Origin of the sequence: Acinetobacter psychrotolerans (assembly GCF_048552595.1) — a bacterium.
GTDB lineage: Bacteria > Pseudomonadota > Gammaproteobacteria > Pseudomonadales > Moraxellaceae > Acinetobacter.
This window is the reverse complement of the sequence record NZ_JBIMDK010000004.1, coordinates 24,813-49,473: the sequence shown is the minus strand read 5'-3', so window position 1 is coordinate 49,473 and position 24,661 is coordinate 24,813. Positions and strand designations below refer to the sequence as shown.

Sequence of the window (24,661 nt, the reverse complement as noted above, 5' to 3'; positions counted from 1 at the left end):
TAGTTAAAATGATTGCATGACGTAAAGCACAGTATTTCCCTTTGTGAACGCTGGCATGAGATCGTTTTAGCTATGACTTTCATATCCTCATAAAAGGAGAGGGATCGAACTATGCAAATTACAATTCGTGGACATCATTTAAGCATTACTCCTGCGATTGAAGACAGTATTCGAGATAAATTCACGCAGATGACGAAGCATTTAGACCAAGTCAACAGTATGCAAGTGAAGCTCAGCAAAGATCATCAGACAGATAAAAGATCAAAAAAAGGCAGTGCCAACCATATCGCAGAAGCGATCGTTCGCCTACCAGGAATAGAACTCTTTGCCCAAGCAAGTGCTGATGATATGTATAACGCCATTACCAAACTGACGGATAAATTAAAAAGGCAATTAGAGAGACATCGAAAAATGCAGTTAGATTATCAACCTCTCGTATTAACTACCTAATTCAACTGAGTTATTTTGATATAAAAATATTTTACCTAAAGATAGGTAAATCATTAAAAGACACTGAGTGACCTTATTTCCTCGCTGTCTTTCTTTATAAAGCTCAAATGATTTCTGTATTGATTCCACAAAATAATAATGAATATGCTTTTAGTCTTACTGCCGATTTAAGCTTTTTGTGTGGAGTTAAGTTCTTATTCTGTAAACACCCCCATCAAATCAATTCTGTCGTCGTATACTTATTTTAGAAAGAGACATTATTCAGGACAATAATAAGATGAATAAAAAATATCTCATACTCATTCCACTCAGTGTTATTTGGTTAGCTGTCTGTAGTTATATTGCTTACCAAGGGCAATTCCCTTTATCTGAACAATTGAATTCAGATCTACTCGGCAATACGACAAACCTGCCTATAGATTATAGCTACCCTACTTCTGATATTTTACAAGCGTGTTTTATCTATACAATTTGGATGTTGAGCTACGCTTTCCTTTTTTGCTCAAAATATGCAATTAAACGCCCACTTATCAGTTATGCCCTTTGTTCAATTTTACCCATTTTGTTGCCTTTATTAAGTTTTGTTTGGGCGAATGATGTCCCACAATATATTGCAGTATTGATTATTGTGATTTGGGCAACCAGTTTTTTCCACTTTCTACTACTGCCCATTCTACTGCCCATTTATCGGAAATATATTTATCCCAATACACCAATTTCTCAATAATTTATTTTAGAACAGGAATATCCATCCAAAGTGCTTTTGGAAAGTGTTTCACTAAATAGCCTTTTAAATATTCAGCAGTATCTTTGGAAATAAGTTCATCTTGAGATTCATCATTTAAGTTATATGCCAATGCGTATAATTCCAGACCTCGGCTTTTCAGTACTTCAAGACTGAGAATAGTATGATTGATACTGCCCAATCGCCCTGAACTAACTAAAATCACAGGTAATTTTTTCTCGGCAATATAATCAATACTGAGTAAATCTGTGGTTAAAGGCACCATTAAACCACCTGCACCTTCCAATAAAACTACATCATATTTTTCAGCCAGTTGCTGAGTCGCCTGTTCAATTTTTTGAAAGTCAATTTCACGACCATCAATTTTAGTCGCCAAATGCGGCGATGCAGGGTAACTAAAAATTTCAGGCATGGTCAGCTTGGCTTCATCTTCAGGAAACCACCCCATACCCATAATTTCACGGTGCTGCTGTATATCTTCTGAAATATCAACATTACCCGTCTGAATCAATTTTTGAGTAATGGCTTTCCGACCTTGTTCATTCCATAATTTTGCCAAATAACCTGTGGTATAGGTTTTACCAATGCCTGTATCGATTCCACTGATAAAGTAAACGAGTCCAGTCATGGCATTCTCCGTGCGATACAATAAATTGGATGATAAGTTAGCGAGTAAGTTTCATCCCCAGACTCATCTTGAGATAAAAATTGTTGATAGTTTTGATAAAAATCTTGCAGTGATTGTTTCGTCCAACGGTAATTTGAAGCCGTTGCTGTTACTCCTGTGGCTTTTAAATGCTGTAAAACCTGTTTTGGATGAGTGAAACTTAAAGATTCTATTTGTTCTGAAATGTGCAATATTTCAAAACCATTACTCAGTAATTTTTCTTGAATATCTTCAATGGATAGATAATCTAACCCCTGCCCAGTTAAAGTCTTAATTTCCTGTAAGTTCTGCTGTCCAAACGTCGAAAAACACAAATAACCTTGTAGATTTAAACTCGACTGTGCTTTTTGCAAAACAGCACTCAGATCACCTATCCATTGCAATACAGAACTTGAAGCGATTAAGTCGATATTCTTTGGAAATTCAAGCTGTTCAATATCACCAATGAGGAACTTAATAGGCTGATCCATTTTAAAGCCTTGCTGAACACCTACATATAAGTCATTTAAAATCAGGCTGTTAATATGTAAACCACCCATCAATAAATGGCTTAAATTACCTGAACCACACCCAATTTCAAAGACCATGTTAAGTCGTTGATGAGAATATTTTTTGATCAACTGAAAGAGTTGCTGTGCAATCTGTTTCTGCACAATTGCATGCTGTGTATAACTTTGCCCTGCTTGTGAAAAACGTAAGGCAACCTGCGCTTTGTCGATTTGTAATTTATCCATCTTTAAATTTTTCACATGGTCTTTATCATAAGTGCTCATCAAAGAGGACTCACAACAAAGTTACAAGCTGATCGAGATCAGGCTGCGTAATATGTGCCGTTAAAGAAATTCGTAAACGAGAACTATGTTGTGGCACAGTCGGTGGGCGTACAGGCATAATATAAAAACCCGCATCCTGTAAAGCTTTTGCTTTTACAACCGTTTTTACTGACTCCCCAACAATCACAGGGACAATATGCGAAGTGGATGGACAATCAAAACCTTTGGCTGTCACAGCTTGTTGTAAGGACTGGCTAAGTTGTTGTAAATGCTGTCGCTGCGTGTTGAGCTTTAATACTTTTTGAAATATGAAATTTGTCCACGCCATACATATTGGCGGTTGTGCCGTACTGAAAATCAATGGTCGCATCAAATTAATTAAATAATCTCGAATGATGCTATGACAAATCAGATAACCACCAACTGATGCAATCGCTTTACCAAAAGTACCGACCAAAAAATCAATATCATCAATTACATGATACTGTTCAGCACAGCCCAAGCCTTGTTCACCACGCACACCTATTGCATGCGCTTCATCGACATAGAGCATGACTTTGGAAAATTGTTTTTTAATACGTACCAATTCTGCTAAATCCGTTTCATCCCCATCCATACTAAAAATGGATTCGGTCACCACAATAATGCGTTCGAATGCATCATCTTCATGGTATTTATGCAAAAGTTGTGTCAGATGTAGCAGATCATTATGTCGATAACGCACATATTTTGCAGTGGATAAGCGAATACCATCAATCATACTGGCATGGATCAATTTATCCGCCAGAATTAGTGTCTTACCGTCTGTGAGCGCAGGTAAAATTCCAATATTCATATGGTAGCCACTGTTAAACAACAATGCTGCACGACCATAAAATGCCTGACTTAAACTTGCTTCGAGTTGTTCATATTCAGGAAAATTACCAGTCAATAAACGTGAAGATGATGAACTCATCCAGCGCTGAGCATTCGGAGTTTCATCAAAAAACTGTTCACGAAGTTGTAAATCAGAAGCCAAACCCAAATAGTCATTGGATGCTAAATTCAGCATTTTATGATTATTGATACTGATATATCGCCCTTGCTGCGTATTGGCAGTGAATTGGCGTAAATTCCCCTGCTGTTTTAAGCAATCTAATTGTGTTGCAAAGTGATCAAGTAAATCTGCATTCATGCTGCATGCTCCATATTTCCAATCACTTCAACCAATTGCTCTAACAACGTTTTTAATTCATTTTCGCTAATAATATAGGGCGGCATCACGTAGACCAGCTTGCCGAATGGACGAATCCAAATTCCACGGCGGACAAATTCCTGTTGTAGTATTTTCATATCTATATTGAAATTTAACTCCACTACGCCAATAGCGCCCAAAACTCTTACATCTTTGACATATTCAAGTGTAGATAATACTGAAAGCTGTTGTTTTAATTGCATTTCGATACGTTGAATATTGGACTGCCAATCTTGCGACAACAACAATTGTGTACTTTTAAATGCCACAGCGCATGCCAGTGGATTTGCCATAAAGGTTGGACCATGCATAAATACGCCCGCTTCACCCTGACTAATGGTTTCAGCCACATGCTTTGTCGTGAGTGTTGCTGACAAGGTCATATACCCGCCCGTCAACCCTTTACCGATACACATAATATCAGGTTCAACACCTGCCCATTCCCACGCAAACAACTTTCCAGTTCGCCCAAAACCTGTAGCAATTTCATCAAAAATTAGCAAAATATTGTATTTTTCGCAAAGCAAGTTTGCCTGACGTAAATATTCAGAGTGATAAAAGCGCATACCACCTGCACCTTGCACAATCGGTTCGATAATAAAAGCTGCAATCTGTTGATGTTGTTCTGCAAAAGTTCTTTCAAGTTCGGCAATATCGTTGTGATTCCACACTTCGTCAAAACCTGTTTGTGGCGTAGGTACGAAAACTCGATTCGGCAAACTTGAACCAAAAATCTGATGCATACCCGTGACAGGATCGCAGACAGACATGGCATTCCATGTATCGCCGTGGTAGCCCGAACGTGGTGTCACAAAATTGTTTTTCTCAGCCTTACCCTGCGCACTCCAAAACTGTACTGCCATCTTTAATGCCACTTCCACAGCAACTGAGCCAGAGTCTGCATAGAATATTTTATCTAAACTAGGTGGGGTAATATCGAGCAAAATTTTACCAAGATCTATTGCAGGTTGATGGGTAAAACCACCAAACATAATGTGTGACATATTTTGTAATTGGTCAGTGACCGCCTGATTCAATTCAGGGTGGTTATAACCATGAATCGCACACCACCAAGACGACATACCATCAATAAGTTGACGACCATCGTCTAATTCTATGATTGCACCAAAGGCACGTTTCACCTTAAAGGTCGGTAACGGATTGGTCATAGAAGTATAAGGATGCCATATATGTTCAAGATCAAATTGTTGATCACTTAACGTAGGGCTTGAATCAGTCATCCTTAACTCCATATGTGTTGCCGTTACAACTAAAAATTTATTTTACCGATCTTAAACCTGCACGAATTAAAAATAAATTGCGAGATTTACCACTTATCACGATGTTTGATTATTTTTATGTAAATATTGGCAGATTTTGTCAGTTATTAGCTCCACTTGAAAAACAGGAAAGCCATGCGAGCCTTGAATAAGTTCTACAGCCAAAAACTTTGCAGTGAAATTTTGGATATTTTGCACAACTTTGCTATCAACTAAAGCATCTTGCTCTGCAAAGAGATGATATTGCTGTCCAGTGTAATTTTCTTGGATCTCTGCAATATTTAATTGCTCAAGTAATGCTAAACCTTGTTTCAACAATTCTATTTTCTGTGGCTGAATTAAACTTTGTAAAATTTTCAGATCTTGTTTCGTCGAAGCGATGCCCTGACAGACCATAAAACCGAATTTGAATAAGGTTGCGCTGATATCCTGTTCAAAAGACTGTTTAAAGTTTTGAAAAGTATCTTGTGGCATCGCCGTTTGCCATGTCTCATTGGCAACAAAACATGGGTTAGATGCCAATGTGATCAACACTTTTTGTTGTTGATATTTTTGCTCGATTTGATTGACCAATAAAGTAGCCAATTGCCCACCCAATGACCAACCAATAATCACATCAAAATCTTTGGCATTTTCAGTCTGACGTTGTAATTCAATATCATCAAAAACATTGAAAATATTGATTAATTCAACGTGGTGACCTTTGTCTTGCAAAGCAATTTTTAGTGGGTGAAGTAGTTTTGTACCACCGCCCCAACCAGTAATAAGTAAAATCTTTTGATTCAATTCGATGCTCTAAAAGTACTGAATATTTAAAATAGTATCAAACTTAGTGGTTAACTAAGAATATCTAAATTTCAATTACGTCGTCTATTTACGCTCTAAAAGATGAAGTTAATATCGTATGATGTAGTGGAAAATTGATTAAAAGCGACTTTTATAAGAGATTTAAGGTATAAAATATAATAGCTTAATCATCTCATTGAGTATTTTCTAAATCCACCAACAAAGTCGCCCGATAGCCCTTTTCCCAATTTTTTTTAAATTGCTTATGCATTTGGTCAATGGGAAAACTACTTTCTCTGCCAATCTGCTGCGCACGAGGAATATCTACTGCACGCATATAGGCAATTAAGTAGTCTTGCCCTTCCAATTGCACATGAAACCAAGATTCAACATATACACCTTCGGCTTTAAGTGTTTCAATCGCTTCATCTTTTCGGGCATTCAGCTCTTGCTGCCATGCTTCAACATTTGCCATTGAATTGGCTTTTAATTTGATCAGTACCGCACCGACATCCATGTGTTTCTCTAATTTATGATAAAAACTGAATTCATCATAAATTTGTTTGGAATAATTGCAAACATTTATCATCGCCACAAAATCATAAAATTTGCTAAGATCAAAAGTAGACTAAATTTAGGGAAGTATGCATTGTGAAACGATTAAAATTATTGAGTATTGGCTTACTTTCCATATCAACATTGTACACATTCAATACTGTGAGCCATGCTGAAAATACTATATTTTCTAAGTTCGACTCAAATCAAAAAGAATGGGTAGGAAAACCTGCACCTAGCTTTAAATTACAAGATCAAAGCTCTAAATGGCATGAGTTAAGTCAATACAAAGGTAAATGGGTTGTGCTGTACTTTTATCCAAAAGATAATTCTCCAGGTTGTACGCAGGAAGCCAATCAATTTAAAGCACTCTATCCACAATTTATAAAAAATAATGCAGTGGTCTTAGGTGTTAGTTTGGATGACGTTAAATCACATCAACAATTTTCGGACAAACTTGGGCTAAACTTTCCGATACTTGCTGATAATAATCATAAACTTGCCGAACAGCTTGGTATTGTCCGTAATCTTGGAATTGCTAAAATTGCCAAACGAGAAACTTTTTTAATCGACCCACAAAGCACAATTGTCTACCACTACAGCAGCGTCAATACGCAGACACATGCTGGTCAAGTCTTGGCGGATATTCAGAAGTTTACTAAAAAATAATTATTAAACATTCAATTATTGAATGTACTAGAGCATTGGATTAATCACCTTGAATCCAATGCTTTTTTGATCATTGATGCTATTGTTGAATTTGATTGTTTCTGGGAATTTCATTTATGAAAATCTAATTCAATGCTTTACCTTTGATCATACTGCTTAAATAAAAAAGCCTTTAGATTTTCATCCAAAGGCTTATTCACTTCATCTGTTCAGCTCGATGTTTTACATATCTTACATTTGTGACTGAATATAGTTTTGTAAACCAATCAACTCGATTAAACGCATTTGCTTTTCAAGCCAGTAAGTATGATCTTCTTCGGTATCTGACATTTGCTGACGAAGCATATCACGGGTCACATAATCGCCATGCTCTTCCGCAAGTTTTACACCTTTCGCTAATTTTTCACGGACATGATATTCCAGTGCCAAATCTGCTTTTAGGCAGCTCACCACATCTGTGCCTGTTTCAATATCATCACGATCCATATTCGGCGTGCCTTCGAGAAACAATACACGGCGGATCAAAGCATCGGCATGTGAAGCCTCTTCTTGGCTTTCATGATCAATACGTTCAAATATCTTGCTTAGACCCCAGTCTTCATACATACGAGAATGAATGAGATATTGATCACGAGCAGCCAGTTCACCACCGATCAACATATTAAGATAGTCTATAACTTCTGGATTGCCACGCATTTCCAATACTCCATACCCTTTTACACTATTATGGACAAGTTTTAGCAATATTGCAAAAATATAAATGTGTAAGTTTATGATTTTTATAAAATTAAAATGAGAAACATACGCATTCGCAGTTTTAATAAGCAAATTTTTCATTTAAAAAATAAGCCTTTGCAGCTTTTCGGTCTGCTGATTTTATTTAAACAGTACTCCAAATAGCTTTGCATCAAATTGTAACCAGTACAAATGCTTCTTATTTATGACCTTAAATACACTAATATTCAAATCAAATAGCTTAGATCTAGTTATTTATTTTTAAAAACTCATGGAAAACTAGCTTCTACAAACTCACAACTAAATGCATTGCTAATAAAAAAATATTCATTTCAAAAGGTGAATTTAAAAGACATTCTACAACGAATTATTTATGATCATGACAACTAAAACCAAAAGGAAAAATGATGTCTCAGGGAAAAACATCAGCACCGATCCTTGTTACTGGCGCTACAGGTTATATTGCCAGTTGGGTCATTAAAAACCTGTTAGAACAAGGTTATACCGTTCATGCCACTGTGCGTGATCTCAATAAAAAACAAAGCTTTGCACATTTAGAAAAAATTGCACAAGCAAATACAGGAACACTCAAACTCTTTAAAGCCAATCTTTTAGAAAATGGTTCATTTGATGAGGCTATGCAAGGTTGTGAAATTGTGATTCACATGGCATCTCCATTCGTTGTCACTAATTTTAAAGATGCAGTCAATGATATTATTAAACCTGCAATTTTAGGCACTGAAAATGTTCTAAATAGTGTTAATAAAACAGAAACAGTTAATCGTGTCATTGTGACATCTAGTATTGCGTCTACTTATGGCGATGCGATTGATATTTTGGATACTACGAATAACCAGTTTGATGAGTCGCATTGGAATATGACCAGTTCTACGACACATCAACCTTATCCTTACTCCAAAGTGATGGCTGAACGTAAAGCTTGGGATATGGCAAAGGCACAAAATCGTTGGAATTTGGTCTGTATTAACCCTGCTTTGGTACTCGGCCCTTCTCTTACTGCAACGACTCAATCTGGTAGTGTCGAAGTCTTAGAGCAATTTGCCAATGGGATGACCTTATTGGGCGTTCCACCAATGTGGAACGGTATTGTCGATGTACGAGATGTTGCAGATGCACATATTCACGCTGCATTGAATCCTAAAGCTTCTGGTCGTTATATTATTAGTGGTGGTTCTTTTAGCTTATTGGAAATGGGTAAAATTTTACTGAAGCACTTCGGGCAAAAATTCCCCTTCCCGCGTAATCAAGTGCCCAAAAAAGCATTTAAGTTGATAGGCCCTGCTTTTGGATATTCACGTGATTTTATTGAAAAGAATATGGGCTATCCTATTTATTTTAATGCCGATAAAAGCAAGCAAGAACTGGGCATGACTTATCGTAATATTGACACCAGTTTAGTTGAGCATTTTCAACAATTGCTCGATGATGGTGTGGTGAAAAAATATATTTAATGTTCGATAATAGAAGCCGTTCAAACAACGGTTTCTTTATTTAAAATATGTGATGAATTATTTTGTGATGTTCTTCATTAAGCGCCTAATATAAATTAAGCCTCTCATTAATATTTTCATTATTAAAACGGTAAAGATACATTCAATATGCCTTTACCGTTATTCAAACTATAACTCAAATAAAATTAAGCTTGTCCATATTCAGCCATTAACGCCAAGAACTCTTGTTCACTCAATACCTGAATACCCAATTTTTCAGCCTTTTCCAACTTAGAACCTGCTTTTTCACCAGCAACAACACACTTGGTTTTACTCGATACGCTACCACTGACACGAGCACCTAAAGACTGCAACATTTGTGTTGCATCATCACGCCCCATGGTGGTCAAAGTTCCTGTGATTACCCAGCTCTCGCCATTGAGTGGTTGGCGTGTTGGTGCAGTTGGTGCATCCCAATGAATACCTGCTGCAAGCAAACGATCTACGACTTCTAAGTTATGCGGTGCTTTAAAGAAATCTACAATCCACTCGGCGGTAATATCACCCACGTCAGGTGTTTTCTTTAATGCTTCTAAATCCGCAGTACGAATTGCATCTAGTGTTTGAAATGTATTCGCAAGCATACGTGCTGTCGTCTCACCGACCCCACGTATACCCAGTGCATATATAAATGCAGACAAGGTCGTTTTCTTACTATTTTCAATTGAATCAAATAAATTTTGAACCGATTTTTCACCCATTTTTTCAATGGTCAATAGCTGATCACGATGCTCATGCAGATGATAAATATCTGCAACATCTTTCAACAAATCAAGATGTAATAATGATTCAACCCAACGATCGCCTAAACCTTCAATATCCAGTGCTTTACGAGAAACAAAGTGACGAATAGCTTCAATACGTTGTGCTGAACAATACAAACCACCTGAACAGCGGGCTAAAGCTTCACCCTCTGGCATGACTACAGGAGAAGAACATACAGGACAATTCTCAGGAAGATGAACTTCAACCACATCTGCTGGACGGAATTCCAACCAAACTTTTTCAACTTTTGGAATAACATCACCACTGCGATAAACGCTGACAGTATCGCCAATGCGCACATCTAAACGGTGAATTTCACCAATATTGTGCAACGTCACATTAGAAACGGTAACACCACCCACAGCAACGGGATTCAAACGTGCAACAGGTGTTAAAGTTCCTGTACGTCCAACTTGCCAGTCAATATTTTCTACTGTGGTTAATGCTGCAACTGCAGGAAACTTATACGCCGTTGCCCAACGTGGTTCACGACTTAAAAAACCCAATTTTTGTTGTTGCTGTAAATCATCAACCTTAACAACCATACCATCAATTTCGACCAACAAATTTGGACGTTCTTGATTAATTTGTTCGTATTTTTCCTGAACTTCTTGGATGCTATCGCAAACAAAATGACGCTCACCTACCGCAAATCCAAAATTGGTCAGCCATTCCAAACTTTCCGACATAGAGGTAATACCATGGTTCGGTTCACATTGTGCAATCCCATACGCATAGAATGCCAATGGACGAGAAGCTGCAATACTCGGATCGAGTTGACGTAAACTACCTGCTGCTGCATTACGTGGATTAGCAAAGGTCTTTTCACCTTTTGCTTCATTTTCGGCATTTAGCTTATCAAAGCCTGCTTTAGGCATCAGCACTTCACCACGGACTTCTAACAAACGTGGAACCGCCACTTTATCTGCGGCTAAAACTTTAGGTAAATTACGAATTGTTTTTACATTTTCGGTAATGACCTCACCCGTTTCGCCATCGCCACGAGTGACACCACGAATCAAAACACCATCCTCATACCACAATGAAATCGCCAAGCCATCAAACTTTAATTCGACATCATATTGAATTTTTTGATTCGGTAAACGTTCTTCAATACGACGTGCAAAAGCCAATAATTCTTCTTGATTAAATACATTTCCCAAAGACAGCATTGGCACTGTATGGGTAATGGTTTCAAACTTTGATAATGCTTTCCCACCTACAGATTTTGTCGGTGTATCTGTTTGTACTAATTCAGGATATTGCTGCTCTAAAGCTTTTAACTGATGAAATAATTGATCATATTCACTGTCTTCAATAGTGGGTTGATCCATTACATAATAAGCATGATTATGTTGAGCAATCAGTTGTATCAATTGACGCATTTGCGCCACGACAGGGTTATTTTCCATACATTATTTCACTATCTAAAAAGGCGGATGACTCCGCCTAAAATTCATTGCCGATTATTATAAAGCAAATGATCAACTCATTTACTAAAACAGATCTTACACTTCTTGCCCAGAACGATAGTCGATGGCTTTATGACGCCAATGTTCTTTCAATTGTGGGGTAAATTCCAAGTTATTTTCATCATAAACCGTACCGTCAATCTCACGAGCGATTAAACCTGCAATACTCACCATGGTATCAAAACCTTTTTGTACGTCTGGATGAGGTAATGCAAGAAAGAATGCCAAACCTTGAACTTGCTCAGTCGATAAGGTTTCTAAATCAAAACCATCTGGTCCATTATCCGTTACACGCAATACTGAAAATAACAGATGACATTCTTCTTCTGTATTTTCATAGCGATGAAAACATGACAATTCACCGAAGCGTAAGCCATATTTCAACAGTACTTTTAACGTCTTATCACCAGATAAAGCTTTGCGTGGGTTTGGATAAACATTCAATGCAATAATCATTTCTGCATTCGACAACACACTTTCATCATCATGTTTTTGTTGTTGGTTCAAATGCACATCTAAAATATTACTTTCTTCATCAAATGCTTTAATTTCTGTGGTTTCTACATTTGGATTTAAATGAAAATCAGGCTCTTTTTTCGGTGTATCAATCTCAGTTTGAAATGCAACTGTGGTCTGAGTTTGAACTTGAGTCGCTTCAACAGCATTTTCGATTTTCTGAACCTCAGATTCAGTAACTTGCACAGCAGCCCCATTTAAACTTTCAGTTTCAACAAGATCGGCTTGCTCAATTTTATCAACTGAATCAAGGTTAGCTATTGTATCCACAGCAGCAACTTGCGTAGCAGTTTTTGTTGTTTGAACCGATACAGATTCTTGTTGTGCTTCAATCTGCTGTTGTTTTTCATCAGCAATTTCAACGGAATCTAAAGTATTTAAACTCGGTTCAACACGTACTTGCTCTTTGGATGCACGATCTGCTTGCAATTGATCACGTACATGACGTGGAATTACAGGTTGATTACAATCCTCATTCACATGCAGTTCAGATTCTAAAGATGGTGCAGCATCATGCGGCTTTCGTAACACCATTCTTAAACCGATTAAGATAAAGATTACTGCAACAACAATTCCAATAATTGTGGTGTTTTCCATACTATGACTCCGCGGCTAAACCGTATTCTCTTGCCTCTTCCAAATTCACCGTGACGAGTTTTGATGTACCCGGTTCAGGCATCGTCACACCGAGCAGATCGGTTGCCATTGTCATTGCAACTTTATTATGTGTAATGTAAATGAATTGCACCTGATCAGAAAGCTCTTTTACTAAATTACAGAAACGTCCGACATTTGCATCATCTAAAGGTGCGTCAACTTCATCCAAAACACAGAATGGTGCAGGGTTCAGCCTAAAAATTGCAAAAACCAATGCCAAAGCTGTTAATGCTTTTTCACCACCCGACAACAATGCCAATGAGCTATTTTTCTTACCCGGTGGACGCGCCATCAACTTCACACCAGACTGCCAATCATCTTCTAGACTTAAACTGGCTTCACCACCATCGAAAACTTTAGGAAATAATACTTTAAGCTCAGTATTCACCCGATCAAAAGTACCCATAAATAATTTTTTGGTTTCTTGATCAATGGTCTTCATGGCATCTTTTAATTGCCCAACCGTATTTTCCAGATCTTGCATTTGATGAGTTAAATCATCAAAGCGTTTCGATACTTCCTCATACTCTTCAGAAGCAGCGAGGTTAACAGCACCGAGTTTTTCAAACTGACGTTGTGATTTTTCAAATTTTTCTTGATGAGTAGGTAAATCAATCACTACACCTTGCTTAATCTCAGCATTCATTTCTTTGAGCTGGTCTGAATAATGTTGCAAGTCGGATTTAGCTGATTGCCAAGAAAGACGTTTTTCTTCCAGTTTTGTACGTAACTGTTCATCATTTTGCTGATGCAAATGGCGCATTTCTGTCAATTGTTGCTGTTTAGATTGAACATTATTCAATTCAATCTGCCAATCACTCCAAGTCTTTTGCAATTTTTCTGTATGTTGTGATTGTTCAGAAAATTGTGACTCTAAACTTGGCAACTCTAATTGAATCGGATCTACAAATTTCTTAGCTTGTTCCATTTGCGCAATAATTTGCTCATACTGCGCTTTAGAAAATGTCAGATCTTTTTCAAGCAATTCAATTTGTTGTTTATTCTGTTCAGTCAAACGACGGGTCGCTTCAAAATCTTGCTGTTTGAGCTGTAATTGCAGTTGCTGTTCTTCAACCTGCTCATTTAATTCATCGAGCTTATATTGCACAGTTTTAAATTCAGGCAGATTTTGTTCAAGCTTGAGGATGACTGAATGCATATCAATTTCAAGATCATCTTTCTGCATTGCATCTTCTTCAAGTTGCTCATCCAATTGTTGTAATTGGCTATTCAATTGAACTTTTTGCAATTCAAATGCTTGAGCCGCACTTTGCTGTTTCGCTATTTGTACATCAACTTGCTGCAATATTTTTTGCTGACTTTTAAGACAATCTTGATCTTGCTGAATCTGCTGTTGCAATGTCGCTATTTGCTGATTAAACACTGGTAAAACTATTTCTGCTTCAATGAATTGAGGCTGTAATGTTGTGAGTAAAGTGTCAATTTCTTCAAGACGAATACGATGACTCAATGCTCCTTGTGCAGCTTGGCTCGATTCATCAAAGAATAAACCAACCACCCAATCTTGACCGACGTGGTAGCCGTCTAATGTCAAAATACTTTGCCCTACATTCAACTTGGTTTGCAAACTTAAAGCTTCTGCTAGATTTTTAGTAACAGCCACTTGATTCCACAAAGAATATTGCGGAGACTCAATCCAATCGGCTAAACAAGTTAAGCCATTTAATTGGATTTTATCCAAAGAGTCTGAAGCTTTAAGTTGACGTGCCACACTTTCTACAAAGTCAGTATTCCCTTCAACAATATGTGCAGATAACCATTTTGCTAAAAACTTTTCAACTAAATTGGCATGGGTTTTACCTTGCGAATTGAGTTTTAAAATTTGCATCAATTGCACAGCATTGGCATCAGCTTTTACCGTACTTTTTGCCATCAATTGGTTTAGATTTTTCTGTTCAGACTGCAACACTTGAATTTCAGATTTAAATGCTGAAATTTGTGTTTTTTGGAGATTGATCTGTTCTTGGCGTTGTTCTAGTTGCAATTTTGATTCAGAAGTTTTTTGTTCAAGTAGCGTTATGCTATTTTGAGCAGCTAACTTATCTTGTTCAAGTTGCTGTATATCTTCCGTTTGAAACTGGCTTTGGATTTGAGTCGCTTGAGTTTTTAATGTCTCTTTTTGCTGACTTATACGTGCGACATTTTTTGCCAATTGCTCAATTTGAGCTTGCATCTGGTTTTTTTGAAGTTGTTGCTTCTCAACTTGAACTTTAACTTGCTCATAGTGTTGCTGCGCTTGAAGTTGCTGTGCTTTTAAATCTGTAAAAGTACGACTACGTTGCTGCGTTTCAGCTTCTGAACTGAGCAAATGTTCTGACTGTTGTTCCAATTGACTGTGTAAGGTTTCCAGTTGTAAATCTATTAACTGAATTTTTTCTTTGGTTTGGACTTTCTGTTGTTCCAAATTACCCAAAGTTTCAGAATTTTGTTGGAATAAACTTTGCTTCTGCTCCAACGTCATTTTCAATTCAGATAATTTTTTCTCTGCTTGTTGCCACTCATTTTGTAAAGGGGTAGATTGCTGAATCAAACGCTGAAACAATTCATTGGTCGATGTTAAGTCATGTTCCAATGTACTCATGTCAGTACGAACCAGTTTGAAATGCTCACCTAATTCATTCATTTCAACGGTGTATTCTTCTTGCAAACGAGAACTACGCTCACATTGGAAAGATAGAATTTCAATCTTTAAAGTACGAATTTCAGTTTCTAAAGTTTTATACTGAATGGCTGACTCAGACTGACGTTTTAATGTTTTGAGCTGTGATTTTAACTCTGAAGCAATATCATCCAAACGGTCTAAATTTTGCGTGGTGTGTTCTAAATGCTGCAAGGTTTCACGGCGTCGGGCTTGATAGCGTGATACGCCTGCAGCCTCTTCGATAAAAACACGCATTTCTTCAGGTTTAGCATCAACTAAACGATTAATCATACCTTGTTCAATAATGGCATATGAACGAGGCCCTAAACCTGTACCCAAGAAAATATCTGTAATATCACGACGACGACACTTGGTACCATTTAGAAAATACTCAGATTTTCCATCACGATTCACCTGACGGCGGACAGCAAGTTCGGTATAAGCATTATACGCTCCACCCAGTTTGCCATAGGTATTTTCAAAACGTAGTTCAACACTTGCCATGCCTACAGGTTTACGTTTTACCGTACCGGTAAAGATAACGTCTTGCATACTACCGCCGCGTAACTGGCGCGCACTAGACTCACCCATCACCCAACGGATGGCATCAATCACATTGGATTTACCACAACCATTAGGACCTACGACCGCTGTACGGCTATTTTTGAATTGTAAAGTTGTGCTATCGGCAAACGATTTGAAGCCTGAAAGTTTTAAGCTACTTAAACGCATAATGTCCTAGATACTACCGACGCGATCTCCGCGCCCAAGCAAGTTCGATTTGTTTCATCCGTGTCAGAGATTCCAACACTAAATTACGTAAGTGTCGACAAAAATCTTCCATAAATAAAGTAGCTTGTTGTGATTTTCGGATTAAAATTGCATCAATCACTAACTTTAACAATTCTAAAGCTTCTTGTAGCTCACGTCTTGAAGTATTTAAGGTTAAAAAATAACTTCTACGTAATGATGGCAGCAATTCTTTATAAAATTTCATCAGATAGGCATTTCCTACCATATCTTGCTGTTCTGACAAGAATTGAAAGATACCATCATAAAATTTTTCTGTGTTGCCTTGCTTCACATGCTCAACCAATTGACTCATCATTTGTTGTAAAGCTTCGGCTTCATGGTTGCGCCATGTTTCACTCATGCGTTGTACTATTTGACCCAACAGCAAAGCGCAGGTATCAAACAATGCGCGTACCTGTTGTGCAGACATTTCAGAAACAATTGCACCACGGCGTGGGAATATTTCAATGAGATGGGTTCTTTCTAAAAGCAAAAGAGCTTCACGTACCGACCCTCGACTGACATTCAGTTCTTTGGCGATACGTAGTTCTTGTATTCTTTCCCCTTCCACCAACTCGCCGCTAATAATTTGTTCACTAATATGCTTGGCGATTTGTTCTGAAAGGCTATCAACTTCTTCCAAATGCATATACTTCCTATATTGGCTTTTTTATTTTTGTAGCAAGGTTTAGGACAATATCAATTGTCATTCTTTTGTTTTACCTGAGTTCCTTAGATAAAAGCCATGACATTGTCCGACAATTTTAATGCATTTTAAGTCAACTTTGATTTTTGAAGAAGTGTTGTTGATCGGAAATTAAGTATGAATTATTTAATAATTATCTGATATATAAAAGGTATCTCTAATAAATCTCTACGAAAGCTTTTTTGATTGAAATTGGAAATCTCCTCTCTTTTTAAAGGATGAAAACAAATTCCATAAAAAAAGAGATCACCAATATTGGTTTTAAAACATTCTTAATCTCAAATACTTGAGTGTTTTTCTAATTTATCCAGCAAGCCATTCAGTCCTGGTCGCTATATTACCTATTCGAACAAGTTCCTTAACTTATATTTAACTTGCTCTACTTATAAAATATAAAGCAAGTTAAATCATCAAAAAGATAAAAATTTAAAATCAAATATTCAAAAAAATGGCGAAATACCTTTATAAATAAAATAAAGCCCTACAGCAGTCAACAAACAAGCAAAACACTTTTTGAGCATTTCAGGTGAAAGTGCATGAGCAGCTTTTGCACCAAATTTAGCCGTAATAAAACTCATAACACTAATACCAATAAAGGCATAAATATGTACATAACCAATCGCATTTTTAATCTCTATCTGTTCTTGTGCACCAAAGAACATAAAACCTAGAGCTCCTGCAATCGCAATAGGTAAACCACACGCAGCTGAAGTTGCCACAGCCTTTTGCATGACTACACCATTTTTATTCAGATACGGTACGGTTAAGCTACCACCACCAATCCCAAAAATTGCAGATGCAACACCTATTCCACCACCAGCAAGCATTTGTTTTTGTGCAGATGGTAAATGTTTAGATTCATCAACTTTAACATTCGCTCCCTTAAACATTTTAAAAGCAACCCAAAGTGCAAAAATACCAATGATGAGTTGTAAATGTTGTCCTGACAGAATATCTGCAATCCCTGCACCTAAAAATGATCCAATCACTAATCCTGGTGCTAAATTTTTAAATACATTCCATAAAACTGCACCTTTTTTATGATGTGCCGTTACAGAACTAATAGACGTCACAATAATCGTCGCTAAGGATGTTCCTAAAGCCATATGCATAATAACAGATGGGTCATAACCCATTTGAGTAAAGACCACATAGAGAATAGGTACAATTATTAACCCACCACCGACACCAAATAGTCCAGCAGCAAATCCAGCGATTGCGCCAATACCTAAATATATGATTAACTCCATAAATGTTCTTCCACTCTTCTCAGATTCAACATGGATTTAGAGACTCGTCATCTTAGACAGCTTCTTACGCAAGCAAATCAGCTCCCTGAAGTGCTGCTCTTAAAACAGACAACAACATCAACCAACGATGATGTTCGGGAAATTGCGCGCAGTGGTGTCAAGACAATTTTGGTCTGTAGTGAAACACAGACTCAAGGGCGAGGTCAGCACCAACGAGAATGGGTATCCCCAATTGGCAATATTTATTTAAGCACATTGCTCGATACTCGAACAGCCTTAGATGGTCGTTTAGCACTTGAAATCGCTTTAAATATTTTGCATATGCCTAGCTTGAAAGGTCTGACAGGTTTACAAATTAAATGGCCGAATGATTTATTTAGCATACAAGGAAAGTGGGGTGGTATCTTAGTTGAACCGATTTCACCTCATCAAGCGATTGTAGGTGTCGGCATTAATCTGCTTCCCATTCCTGAGCAAGAAGTGAGCCAGAAAGCCACTTCGGTCGTACAACTTGGCGTGCAATATCCCAATCGAATTCAAATCGTAAATGAATTATATCTAGCCATCCAACAAGCTGGACAATGGTTTGATCACGGTTGTTACAACCTTGCTGCTCGATTTAATCATTATGCGGCCTTTATTGACCAACACGTTCATTTTGAACAAGTATCAGGCTCAATTGAAGGTGTATTCAAAGGAATTTCAAATGACGGCGCACTCAACTTACTTACTGCGCAAGGAATAGAAAAAGTCTATCAAGGTCGGTTACGTTTAGTTGAATCTTAAATTGTAAAAACTCGATCCATTTCTTAAAATATGGTGGATCAAGAATGGCAGATACACAAAACATATCATCCGCAATGGTTTGAAAAATGAGTCTTTTAAAATGAAAGCACTTTGGTTGGATATTGGAAATACTCGTCTTAAATATTGGATCACCGAAAATGACCAAATTATTGAACAAGCAGCAGAATTACATCTGCAATCCCCTGCGGATTTACTGCTTGGCTTAATACAGCATTTCCGTGGCTTAGGCTTAGATAAGATTGGTATTTCTTCTGTTCAAGACCAAAAGAACAATGAACGTATTATCCAAATTTTGACCTTACTTGATATTCCTGTAACTTTTGCCAAAGTCCATGCTGAATATGCAGGTTTACGCTGTGGCTATGACCATATCGAACAATTAGGAATAGACCGTTGGTTACAAGTCTTAGCCGTTGCCAGTGCAGAAGAAGATCTATGTGTCATTAGTTGTGGAACAGCATTAACTATTGATTTAACTGAAGGTTTTCAGCATCTTGGTGGTTATATTCTACCTAACCTTTATTTACAACGTGATTCCTTAATCCAAAAAACCAAAGGCATCAAAATTCCAGATGCAGCATTTTCAGAACTGAGCCCAGGTCGAAATACCATTGACGCCGTACATCACGGTATATTATTGGGGCTACTCAGTACCATTCGCCAAGTCATGCAACAATCACCACGTAAATTAATTCTAACGGGTGGTGATGCCCTATTATTTGCACAATTTCTTGAAGAATTTTCTCCACAAATTGAAACTGATTTACTGTTACAAGGCTTACAACTTTATATAGATCAACAAAATAATTAAGTATAAACACACTTCAATGGAGGATCATGTATCCTCCATTTTTATGAATACTAAAAATTAATAAATTTAGATATAGAGAAATAATGATGTCTATTGCTGCATTGAAAAGCCATCTAGATTGTTCGAAACAGAACGACCTTTGAAATTGAATGTTTTGCAAGACAATTGAAAACTGAATGATTGGTAAATGAATACTCTAGCTGACCTAAATATTGAAATTAAGCTTCTTCTTTAGCTGTCAAAATAGGTTTTAATTTTTCCCATAATTGTGGAAATTCTAATAAACCATCTTGATCCCGAAACTGCCCCGCTTGCTTTACTTCAATCATCTGTGCATTCAATAAATGCCCAAAACCAATACTCAGCGGTGCAGGAATGTTTAAATCATTATTTGATAAAAATAGAAACCGTTTTTGAACATGGCTTCTAATCACACTATCGTCAATTTTAATGTGCTTCATAAATGAGTGATATTCAGGTTTAGCAGCTAAATTTTGATTAGAAGCTGAAATAACAAAAAGTGCTTTAATCCGCTTACCTTGTTTCAATTGAATTGAGAGCCAATCTAAAGCGACCAAAACGCCGAGCTCATGAGCAATAATAATACTATCTTCATTTAACTGAATATCTTGATGAATGAATATCTGTTTGTATTGCTCATAATCAGGCTGTTGAGGATTCGGTAATGAGATATGAGCACATACTAAACCACTGGCAGCAATTTTTTCAGATATCCATGTGTACCAATGGGTAGGCGACAAACGAGGATTACCATAAATCAAAAATACACTCATTTTTTTTCTTCTAATTGTTTAAAGATGAATAGATTCATCAAAGCAAAATTTACGTCTATATTTTGATTAAATAGGAAAATAGAATTAATAGCAAAATAATTAACACTAATTAGACGATTTGCAAATAAAATCACAATATTATTTTATTCACTTAAGATGAAAAAAAAGATGCCGAAGCATCTTTTAAATATGTATAGACAATTAACTTTTAAAAATTAACGATCTGATCATTATTTTTTATCATTACCGCCAAACAATGGTCCCATACCGCCACCACCACCGCCGAATTGTTTTTGCATGCCGCCTAATGAACGCATCATTTTTGCCATACCCGACGGATTAGCAAATTTCTTCATCATCTTCGCCATTTGTGCATGTTGTTTAATGAGTTTATTCACTTCAACAACATCCATACCACAACCTGCTGCGATACGTTTTTTACGGCTTGGGTTCATTAGATCTGGGTTGCGACGTTCTTTAATGGTCATCGATTGGATAATCGCTTCCATCTTTTTCACTTGCTTTTCAGGATTCGCTTGTGCGATTGCATCCTGAATACCCGCTCCACTCATGCCAGGCAACTTATCTAAGAAGCCCATCATACCGCCCATCTTATTCATTTGTTCAAATTGCATGAGCATATCTTCAAAATTGAAGTTTCCGCCTTTTTGCAATTTTTTCGCCATTTTTTCAGCTTTTTCTTTGTCGATTTTACGTTCAACTTCTTCGACTAAAGAAAGTACATCACCCATACCTAAGATACGCTGTGCAACACGTTCAGGATGGAATGGCTCTAAGGCATCGAGTTTTTCACCCATACCTAAGAATTTAATTGGTTTGCCTGTAATAGCACGCACAGAAAGTGCCGCACCACCGCGTGCATCACCATCAGTCTTGGTCAGGATAACACCTGTCAACGGCAACGCATCATTGAAGGCTTTTGCTGTATTAGCAGCATCCTGTCCTGTCATCGCATCGACAACAAACAAAGTTTCTGTTGGACCAATCGCAGCATGTAAGGCTTTGATTTCATCCATCATGTCATCATCGATATGCAAACGACCTGCAGTATCGACAATTAAGACATCATTAAAGTTAATCTTGGCTTGACCAATCGCACGTTGTGCAATCTTAATTGGATCTTCAGAAGCGTCAGATTCAATGAAATCTACACCAACTTCAGCAGCAACAGTTTGTAGCTGTTTGATTGCCGCAGGACGATAAACGTCCGCAGACACCATCGCTACTTTTTTCTTTTGGCGTTCTTTAAGGAAGCGAGCTAATTTTGCTGCTGTCGTTGTTTTACCAGCACCTTGCAAACCTGCAAGGAGAATAACAACAGGTGGTTTTGCAGCTAAATCCAGGGTTTCATTCGCCTCACCCATCATTTTCGTGAGTTCATCATAGACGATTTTGACGAAAGCTTGCCCAGGCGAAAGCTGAGTCATTACTTGCTGACCTAATGCTTCTTCCTTAACTTTCGCGATAAATTCACGAGTTACAGGTAAAGCAACATCGGCTTCAAGCAACGCCATACGTACTTCACGTAAGGTATCTTTAATATTGTCTTCGGTCAGCTGCCCAGAGCCAGTAACATTTCTTAAACTCTGCGTGAGTCGTTCTGTTAAGGTATCAAACATTGCAAAATCCGCTTAAAATAGCTAGTAGCAAAAAATTCTTTCTTAAAATAGAAAATTTGTGCATAAGATGCTATAGGATACTGTAGTTCACATGGAATTTATATCTTATAACATGATTATTCATCATCCTGAAAAAGGTTTGACATGATTAGCCTCCCCTTGGTTTACACGATTTTAGCATTAATTGCTTATACCACTTCATTTTGGTATGTGGTTATGCACTTAATGTCAAAGCGTCCTTCAAACCCATGGTTTATTGCAATCGTGTCAGGATTAGGACTGATCCTACACTCGAGTGTACTGTATAACGATATGGTTATGCCATATGGCATTAATTACGATGTCTTTAACTTAATGTCGTTTACTTCTGGGTTAATGCTGCTATTAAGCTTGCTATATAGTACCTATCGCCCTGTTTCTGCATTAAATTTAATTGGTATTCCAGTCGCTGCATTGGGTCTCATTTTAGGTTTTTGTTTTAGTGAACCCAATCAAATCATTGAACAGCATTCTTTAGGGCTAGATTTTCATATCATTTTATCGCTGTCTGCTTATGCAGTGTTATTAATGGCAACGATTCAAGCTGTACTGATTTGGTTCCAAAACCGAGAACTCAAAAAGAAACAAAAAAAACGGATTTGGGTCAATTTCCTACCATCTTATCAAGCAATGGAATCTTTGTTGTTTGATATGTTATTCACAGGGTTTAGTTTACTCAGTGTTGCCTTATTGTTTGGCTTCTTCACGATTGATAATTTCTTTGCACAACATTTAGCACACAAAACTGCATTTAGTATTGTCTCTTGGTTTGTATATGGTTCTTTATTGATTGGTCATTATAAGTTTGGATGGCGTGGTCAAAAAGCCATTCGCTTTACGATTATTGGATTTTTCTTATTGGCTGTAGGCTTTATAGGAAGTAAGTTTGTTTTGGAAATGATTCTACATCGCTAATTGATAAATGCGGCAATGAATCATTTCGAACATATTATGAATACTTTCTATTCATAACGATTAAAACATTAACATCTTATTTATATTAAAATTTTATATTTAAATCTTGCGAATACTGATCAACACGTTTAATCTCTTAAAAAAAGTATGTGTTTACAAAACAAACAATGGATATTTCGTAATGATACCAATTAATAGCCAAGATGAAAATTTAAACCAAATTTCAACAGAAAGATGTCAACAATGTGACGCCGTTTTTCTGATCAAAGATATTGATCCAAACTATGATGGTGTTGTATCAACATATAGTAACGACCGTTATTGCTCATTTTTTTGCATCACAAATAGCGGGCAAAAATAAATATTATTTTATTGATATGTGCATTGGCAGATAAATTTTTCAAAACTTTTAGAAAAGCATAATTCATCAATTTGACAATGAACTAGACATCCCCACTAAAAAAACGTATAACGCATTTTTTATTATCAGATGGCCAGCAACATTGAAACTCATTCTTGCACCAATGGAAGGTTTAACTGACCCAATCATGCGTGATGTTTTAACGCATGTCGGTAGCTATGACTGGTGTGTAACTGAGTTTATTCGTGTAACCGATTCTTTACTACCCGATCATGTTTACCATAAGTATTGTCCTGAATTACTCAATGATGGAAAAACAGCAGCAGGTACACCTGTGCATGTGCAATTTTTAGGAAATAATCCTGAAGTATTGGCTGCAAATGCTGTTCGTGCTGTAGAACTTGGTGCACCAGCCATCGACATGAATTTTGGTTGCCCAGCTAAAACAGTGAATCGTCACCGTGGTGGCTCAGTATTACTCGATGAACCTGAAGTTGTTCATGAACTGGTTAAAGCCGTTCGAGATGCGGTTCCTGCACATATTCCTGTCTCTGCAAAAATGCGTTTAGGCTATATGGACAGAAACTTTACAATGGAAAATGCTCATGCAATTGAAGATGCAGGTGCAGCATGGGTCACCGTACATGCACGTACCAAAGCCGATGGCTATACTCCGCCAGCTTTTTGGGACTTACTTCAACCGATTCGTGAAACTTTAAAAATCAATGTCATTGCCAATGGTGAAATTTGGACCAATGCAGATGCGAAGCAGTGCCAACTTGAATCAGGTTGTGAAGATTTAATGATTGGTCGTGGTGCAGTCACTACACCCGATTTAACCCAATGTATTCGTCAAAATACCGATCAACCATTAATCACTTGGAACGAGCTCTTAAGCTTACAAGCTCGCTTTTTAAATGGTCTATATAAAAAAGAAATGAATATGATTGGGCGCTATAAACAATGGCTTGGAATGATGTCGAAACACTACCCAGAAGCCAAAATACTATGGGATGAGGTTAAACGTATTAAGCAATTGAATGAAATTATTGAAAAATTAAATGCTTAA

Annotated in this window: 22 protein-coding genes; 8 read left to right on the top strand and 14 right to left on the bottom strand. The window is 37.2% G+C overall.

The genetic code is table 11. The annotated features are described in order from the left end of the window. Positions 1-111: 111 nt before the first annotated feature. Both hpf and ACG94X_RS04870 read left to right on the top strand, forming a co-directional pair. Positions 112-450: a ribosome hibernation-promoting factor, HPF/YfiA family gene (gene hpf, locus ACG94X_RS04875; protein ID WP_419382622.1), complete on the top strand. Its 339-nt coding sequence runs from the start codon at positions 112-114 to the stop codon at positions 448-450. A gap of 277 nt (positions 451-727) precedes the next feature. Beyond that, positions 728-1,177 carry a hypothetical protein gene (locus ACG94X_RS04870; protein WP_419382621.1) on the top strand — a complete coding sequence of 150 codons (450 nt, stop codon included), beginning with the start codon at positions 728-730 and terminating at the stop codon, positions 1,175-1,177. 1 nt (position 1,178) lies between these two features. Here ACG94X_RS04870 and bioD read toward each other — a convergent pair whose 3' ends face one another. From bioD to ACG94X_RS04840, 6 genes are all read right to left on the bottom strand, one after another. Then, complete coding sequence (gene bioD, locus ACG94X_RS04865) at positions 1,179-1,823, bottom strand: dethiobiotin synthase (RefSeq protein WP_419382620.1); 645 nt, start codon at positions 1,821-1,823, stop codon at positions 1,179-1,181. After that, positions 1,820-2,596: a malonyl-ACP O-methyltransferase BioC gene (bioC, locus tag ACG94X_RS04860; protein ID WP_419382797.1), complete on the bottom strand. Its 777-nt coding sequence runs from the start codon at positions 2,594-2,596 to the stop codon at positions 1,820-1,822. The genes bioD and bioC overlap by 4 nt, the downstream gene beginning before the upstream one ends. Positions 2,597-2,645: 49 nt before the next feature. After that, positions 2,646-3,809 (bottom strand): 8-amino-7-oxononanoate synthase, encoded by a 1,164-nt coding sequence (locus ACG94X_RS04855; protein WP_419382619.1) that lies wholly within the window; start codon positions 3,807-3,809, stop codon positions 2,646-2,648. Beyond that, positions 3,806-5,110 carry an adenosylmethionine--8-amino-7-oxononanoate transaminase gene (bioA, locus tag ACG94X_RS04850; protein WP_419382618.1) on the bottom strand — a complete coding sequence of 435 codons (1,305 nt, stop codon included), beginning with the start codon at positions 5,108-5,110 and terminating at the stop codon, positions 3,806-3,808. The genes ACG94X_RS04855 and bioA overlap by 4 nt, the downstream gene beginning before the upstream one ends. A gap of 96 nt (positions 5,111-5,206) precedes the next feature. After that, positions 5,207-5,935, bottom strand: coding sequence for an alpha/beta hydrolase family protein (locus ACG94X_RS04845; protein ID WP_419382617.1), 729 nt, complete (start codon positions 5,933-5,935; stop codon positions 5,207-5,209). Between the two features lie 193 nt (positions 5,936-6,128). Further along, positions 6,129-6,452 (bottom strand): DUF6176 family protein, encoded by a 324-nt coding sequence (locus tag ACG94X_RS04840; protein ID WP_419382616.1) that lies wholly within the window; start codon positions 6,450-6,452, stop codon positions 6,129-6,131. Positions 6,453-6,586: 134 nt separating this feature from the next. Here ACG94X_RS04840 and ACG94X_RS04835 point away from each other — a divergent pair, with 134 nt between their 5' ends. Then, entirely contained in the window at positions 6,587-7,159 is a 573-nt protein-coding gene (locus ACG94X_RS04835) for a peroxiredoxin (RefSeq protein ID WP_419382615.1), read from the top strand. A gap of 231 nt (positions 7,160-7,390) precedes the next feature. On the opposite strand, the gene ftn is transcribed toward ACG94X_RS04835, so the two are convergent. Beyond that, positions 7,391-7,855 carry a heteropolymeric bacterioferritin subunit Ftn gene (gene ftn, locus ACG94X_RS04830; RefSeq protein WP_419382614.1) on the bottom strand — a complete coding sequence of 155 codons (465 nt, stop codon included), beginning with the start codon at positions 7,853-7,855 and terminating at the stop codon, positions 7,391-7,393. A gap of 446 nt (positions 7,856-8,301) precedes the next feature. Between ftn and ACG94X_RS04825 the strand changes: the two genes are divergently transcribed. Further along, positions 8,302-9,366, top strand: coding sequence for an SDR family oxidoreductase (locus tag ACG94X_RS04825; protein ID WP_419382613.1), 1,065 nt, complete (start codon positions 8,302-8,304; stop codon positions 9,364-9,366). Between the two features lie 185 nt (positions 9,367-9,551). On the opposite strand, the gene ligA is transcribed toward ACG94X_RS04825, so the two are convergent. The 5 genes from ligA to ACG94X_RS04800 all read right to left on the bottom strand — a co-directional run bounded on the left by ligA (position 9,552) and on the right by ACG94X_RS04800 (position 18,225). Then, the gene (ligA, locus tag ACG94X_RS04820) at positions 9,552-11,582 is read right to left on the bottom strand and encodes an NAD-dependent DNA ligase LigA (RefSeq protein ID WP_419382612.1); all 2,031 of its coding nucleotides are present in this window, start codon (positions 11,580-11,582) and stop codon (positions 9,552-9,554) included. Positions 11,583-11,678: 96 nt separating this feature from the next. Next, positions 11,679-12,755, bottom strand: a complete 1,077-nt coding sequence (locus ACG94X_RS04815) for a cell division protein ZipA C-terminal FtsZ-binding domain-containing protein (RefSeq protein WP_419382611.1) — start codon at positions 12,753-12,755, stop codon at positions 11,679-11,681. Between the two features lies 1 nt (position 12,756). Continuing rightward, positions 12,757-16,209, bottom strand: coding sequence for a chromosome segregation protein SMC (gene smc / locus ACG94X_RS04810; RefSeq protein ID WP_419382610.1), 3,453 nt, complete (start codon positions 16,207-16,209; stop codon positions 12,757-12,759). Positions 16,210-16,222: 13 nt separating this feature from the next. Continuing rightward, entirely contained in the window at positions 16,223-16,918 is a 696-nt protein-coding gene (locus ACG94X_RS04805) for a GntR family transcriptional regulator (protein WP_419382609.1), read from the bottom strand. A gap of 497 nt (positions 16,919-17,415) precedes the next feature. Next, positions 17,416-18,225, bottom strand: a complete 810-nt coding sequence (locus ACG94X_RS04800; protein ID WP_419382608.1) for a sulfite exporter TauE/SafE family protein — start codon at positions 18,223-18,225, stop codon at positions 17,416-17,418. A gap of 30 nt (positions 18,226-18,255) precedes the next feature. Here ACG94X_RS04800 and ACG94X_RS04795 point away from each other — a divergent pair, with 30 nt between their 5' ends. Together ACG94X_RS04795 and ACG94X_RS04790 are read left to right on the top strand one after the other, a co-directional pair. Next, positions 18,256-19,011 carry a biotin--[acetyl-CoA-carboxylase] ligase gene (locus ACG94X_RS04795; protein WP_419382607.1) on the top strand — a complete coding sequence of 252 codons (756 nt, stop codon included), beginning with the start codon at positions 18,256-18,258 and terminating at the stop codon, positions 19,009-19,011. 100 nt (positions 19,012-19,111) lie between these two features. After that, entirely contained in the window at positions 19,112-19,843 is a 732-nt protein-coding gene (locus ACG94X_RS04790; RefSeq protein WP_419382606.1) for a type III pantothenate kinase, read from the top strand. 218 nt (positions 19,844-20,061) lie between these two features. On the opposite strand, the gene ACG94X_RS04785 is transcribed toward ACG94X_RS04790, so the two are convergent. Next, complete coding sequence (locus tag ACG94X_RS04785) at positions 20,062-20,637, bottom strand: alpha/beta hydrolase (protein ID WP_419382605.1); 576 nt, start codon at positions 20,635-20,637, stop codon at positions 20,062-20,064. A 230-nt stretch (positions 20,638-20,867) separates the two neighbouring features. Further along, positions 20,868-22,277, bottom strand: a complete 1,410-nt coding sequence (gene ffh / locus ACG94X_RS04780; protein ID WP_419382604.1) for a signal recognition particle protein — start codon at positions 22,275-22,277, stop codon at positions 20,868-20,870. Between the two features lie 144 nt (positions 22,278-22,421). Between ffh and ACG94X_RS04775 the strand changes: the two genes are divergently transcribed. Together ACG94X_RS04775 and ACG94X_RS04770 are read left to right on the top strand one after the other, a co-directional pair. Beyond that, the gene (locus ACG94X_RS04775; RefSeq protein ID WP_419382603.1) at positions 22,422-23,231 is read left to right on the top strand and encodes a cytochrome C assembly family protein; all 810 of its coding nucleotides are present in this window, start codon (positions 22,422-22,424) and stop codon (positions 23,229-23,231) included. Positions 23,232-23,734: 503 nt separating this feature from the next. Then, the gene (locus tag ACG94X_RS04770) at positions 23,735-24,661 is read left to right on the top strand and encodes a tRNA dihydrouridine synthase (RefSeq protein WP_419382602.1); all 927 of its coding nucleotides are present in this window, start codon (positions 23,735-23,737) and stop codon (positions 24,659-24,661) included.

What these genes read in the sequence shown, in the direction of transcription:
- smc (WP_419382610.1), bottom strand. Translation starts at nt 16,209, where the DNA reads ATGCGTTTAAGTAGCTTAAAACTTTCAGGCTTCAAATCGTTTGCCGAT.
- ligA (WP_419382612.1), bottom strand. Translation starts at nt 11,582, where the DNA reads ATGGAAAATAACCCTGTCGTGGCGCAAATGCGTCAATTGATACAACTG.
- ACG94X_RS04825 (WP_419382613.1), top strand. Translation starts at nt 8,302, where the DNA reads ATGTCTCAGGGAAAAACATCAGCACCGATCCTTGTTACTGGCGCTACA.
- ACG94X_RS04800 (WP_419382608.1), bottom strand. Translation starts at nt 18,225, where the DNA reads ATGGAGTTAATCATATATTTAGGTATTGGCGCAATCGCTGGATTTGCT.
- ACG94X_RS04840 (WP_419382616.1), bottom strand. Translation starts at nt 6,452, where the DNA reads ATGGATGTCGGTGCGGTACTGATCAAATTAAAAGCCAATTCAATGGCA.
- ACG94X_RS04775 (WP_419382603.1), top strand. Translation starts at nt 22,422, where the DNA reads ATGATTAGCCTCCCCTTGGTTTACACGATTTTAGCATTAATTGCTTAT.
- ACG94X_RS04795 (WP_419382607.1), top strand. Translation starts at nt 18,256, where the DNA reads ATGGATTTAGAGACTCGTCATCTTAGACAGCTTCTTACGCAAGCAAAT.
- bioD (WP_419382620.1), bottom strand. Translation starts at nt 1,823, where the DNA reads ATGACTGGACTCGTTTACTTTATCAGTGGAATCGATACAGGCATTGGT.
- ACG94X_RS04855 (WP_419382619.1), bottom strand. Translation starts at nt 3,809, where the DNA reads ATGAATGCAGATTTACTTGATCACTTTGCAACACAATTAGATTGCTTA.
- ACG94X_RS04815 (WP_419382611.1), bottom strand. Translation starts at nt 12,755, where the DNA reads ATGGAAAACACCACAATTATTGGAATTGTTGTTGCAGTAATCTTTATC.
- hpf (WP_419382622.1), top strand. Translation starts at nt 112, where the DNA reads ATGCAAATTACAATTCGTGGACATCATTTAAGCATTACTCCTGCGATT.
- ACG94X_RS04805 (WP_419382609.1), bottom strand. Translation starts at nt 16,918, where the DNA reads ATGCATTTGGAAGAAGTTGATAGCCTTTCAGAACAAATCGCCAAGCAT.
- bioA (WP_419382618.1), bottom strand. Translation starts at nt 5,110, where the DNA reads ATGACTGATTCAAGCCCTACGTTAAGTGATCAACAATTTGATCTTGAA.
- ffh (WP_419382604.1), bottom strand. Translation starts at nt 22,277, where the DNA reads ATGTTTGATACCTTAACAGAACGACTCACGCAGAGTTTAAGAAATGTT.
- bioC (WP_419382797.1), bottom strand. Translation starts at nt 2,596, where the DNA reads ATGGATAAATTACAAATCGACAAAGCGCAGGTTGCCTTACGTTTTTCA.
- ACG94X_RS04870 (WP_419382621.1), top strand. Translation starts at nt 728, where the DNA reads ATGAATAAAAAATATCTCATACTCATTCCACTCAGTGTTATTTGGTTA.
- ACG94X_RS04785 (WP_419382605.1), bottom strand. Translation starts at nt 20,637, where the DNA reads ATGAGTGTATTTTTGATTTATGGTAATCCTCGTTTGTCGCCTACCCAT.
- ftn (WP_419382614.1), bottom strand. Translation starts at nt 7,855, where the DNA reads ATGCGTGGCAATCCAGAAGTTATAGACTATCTTAATATGTTGATCGGT.
- ACG94X_RS04790 (WP_419382606.1), top strand. Translation starts at nt 19,112, where the DNA reads ATGAAAGCACTTTGGTTGGATATTGGAAATACTCGTCTTAAATATTGG.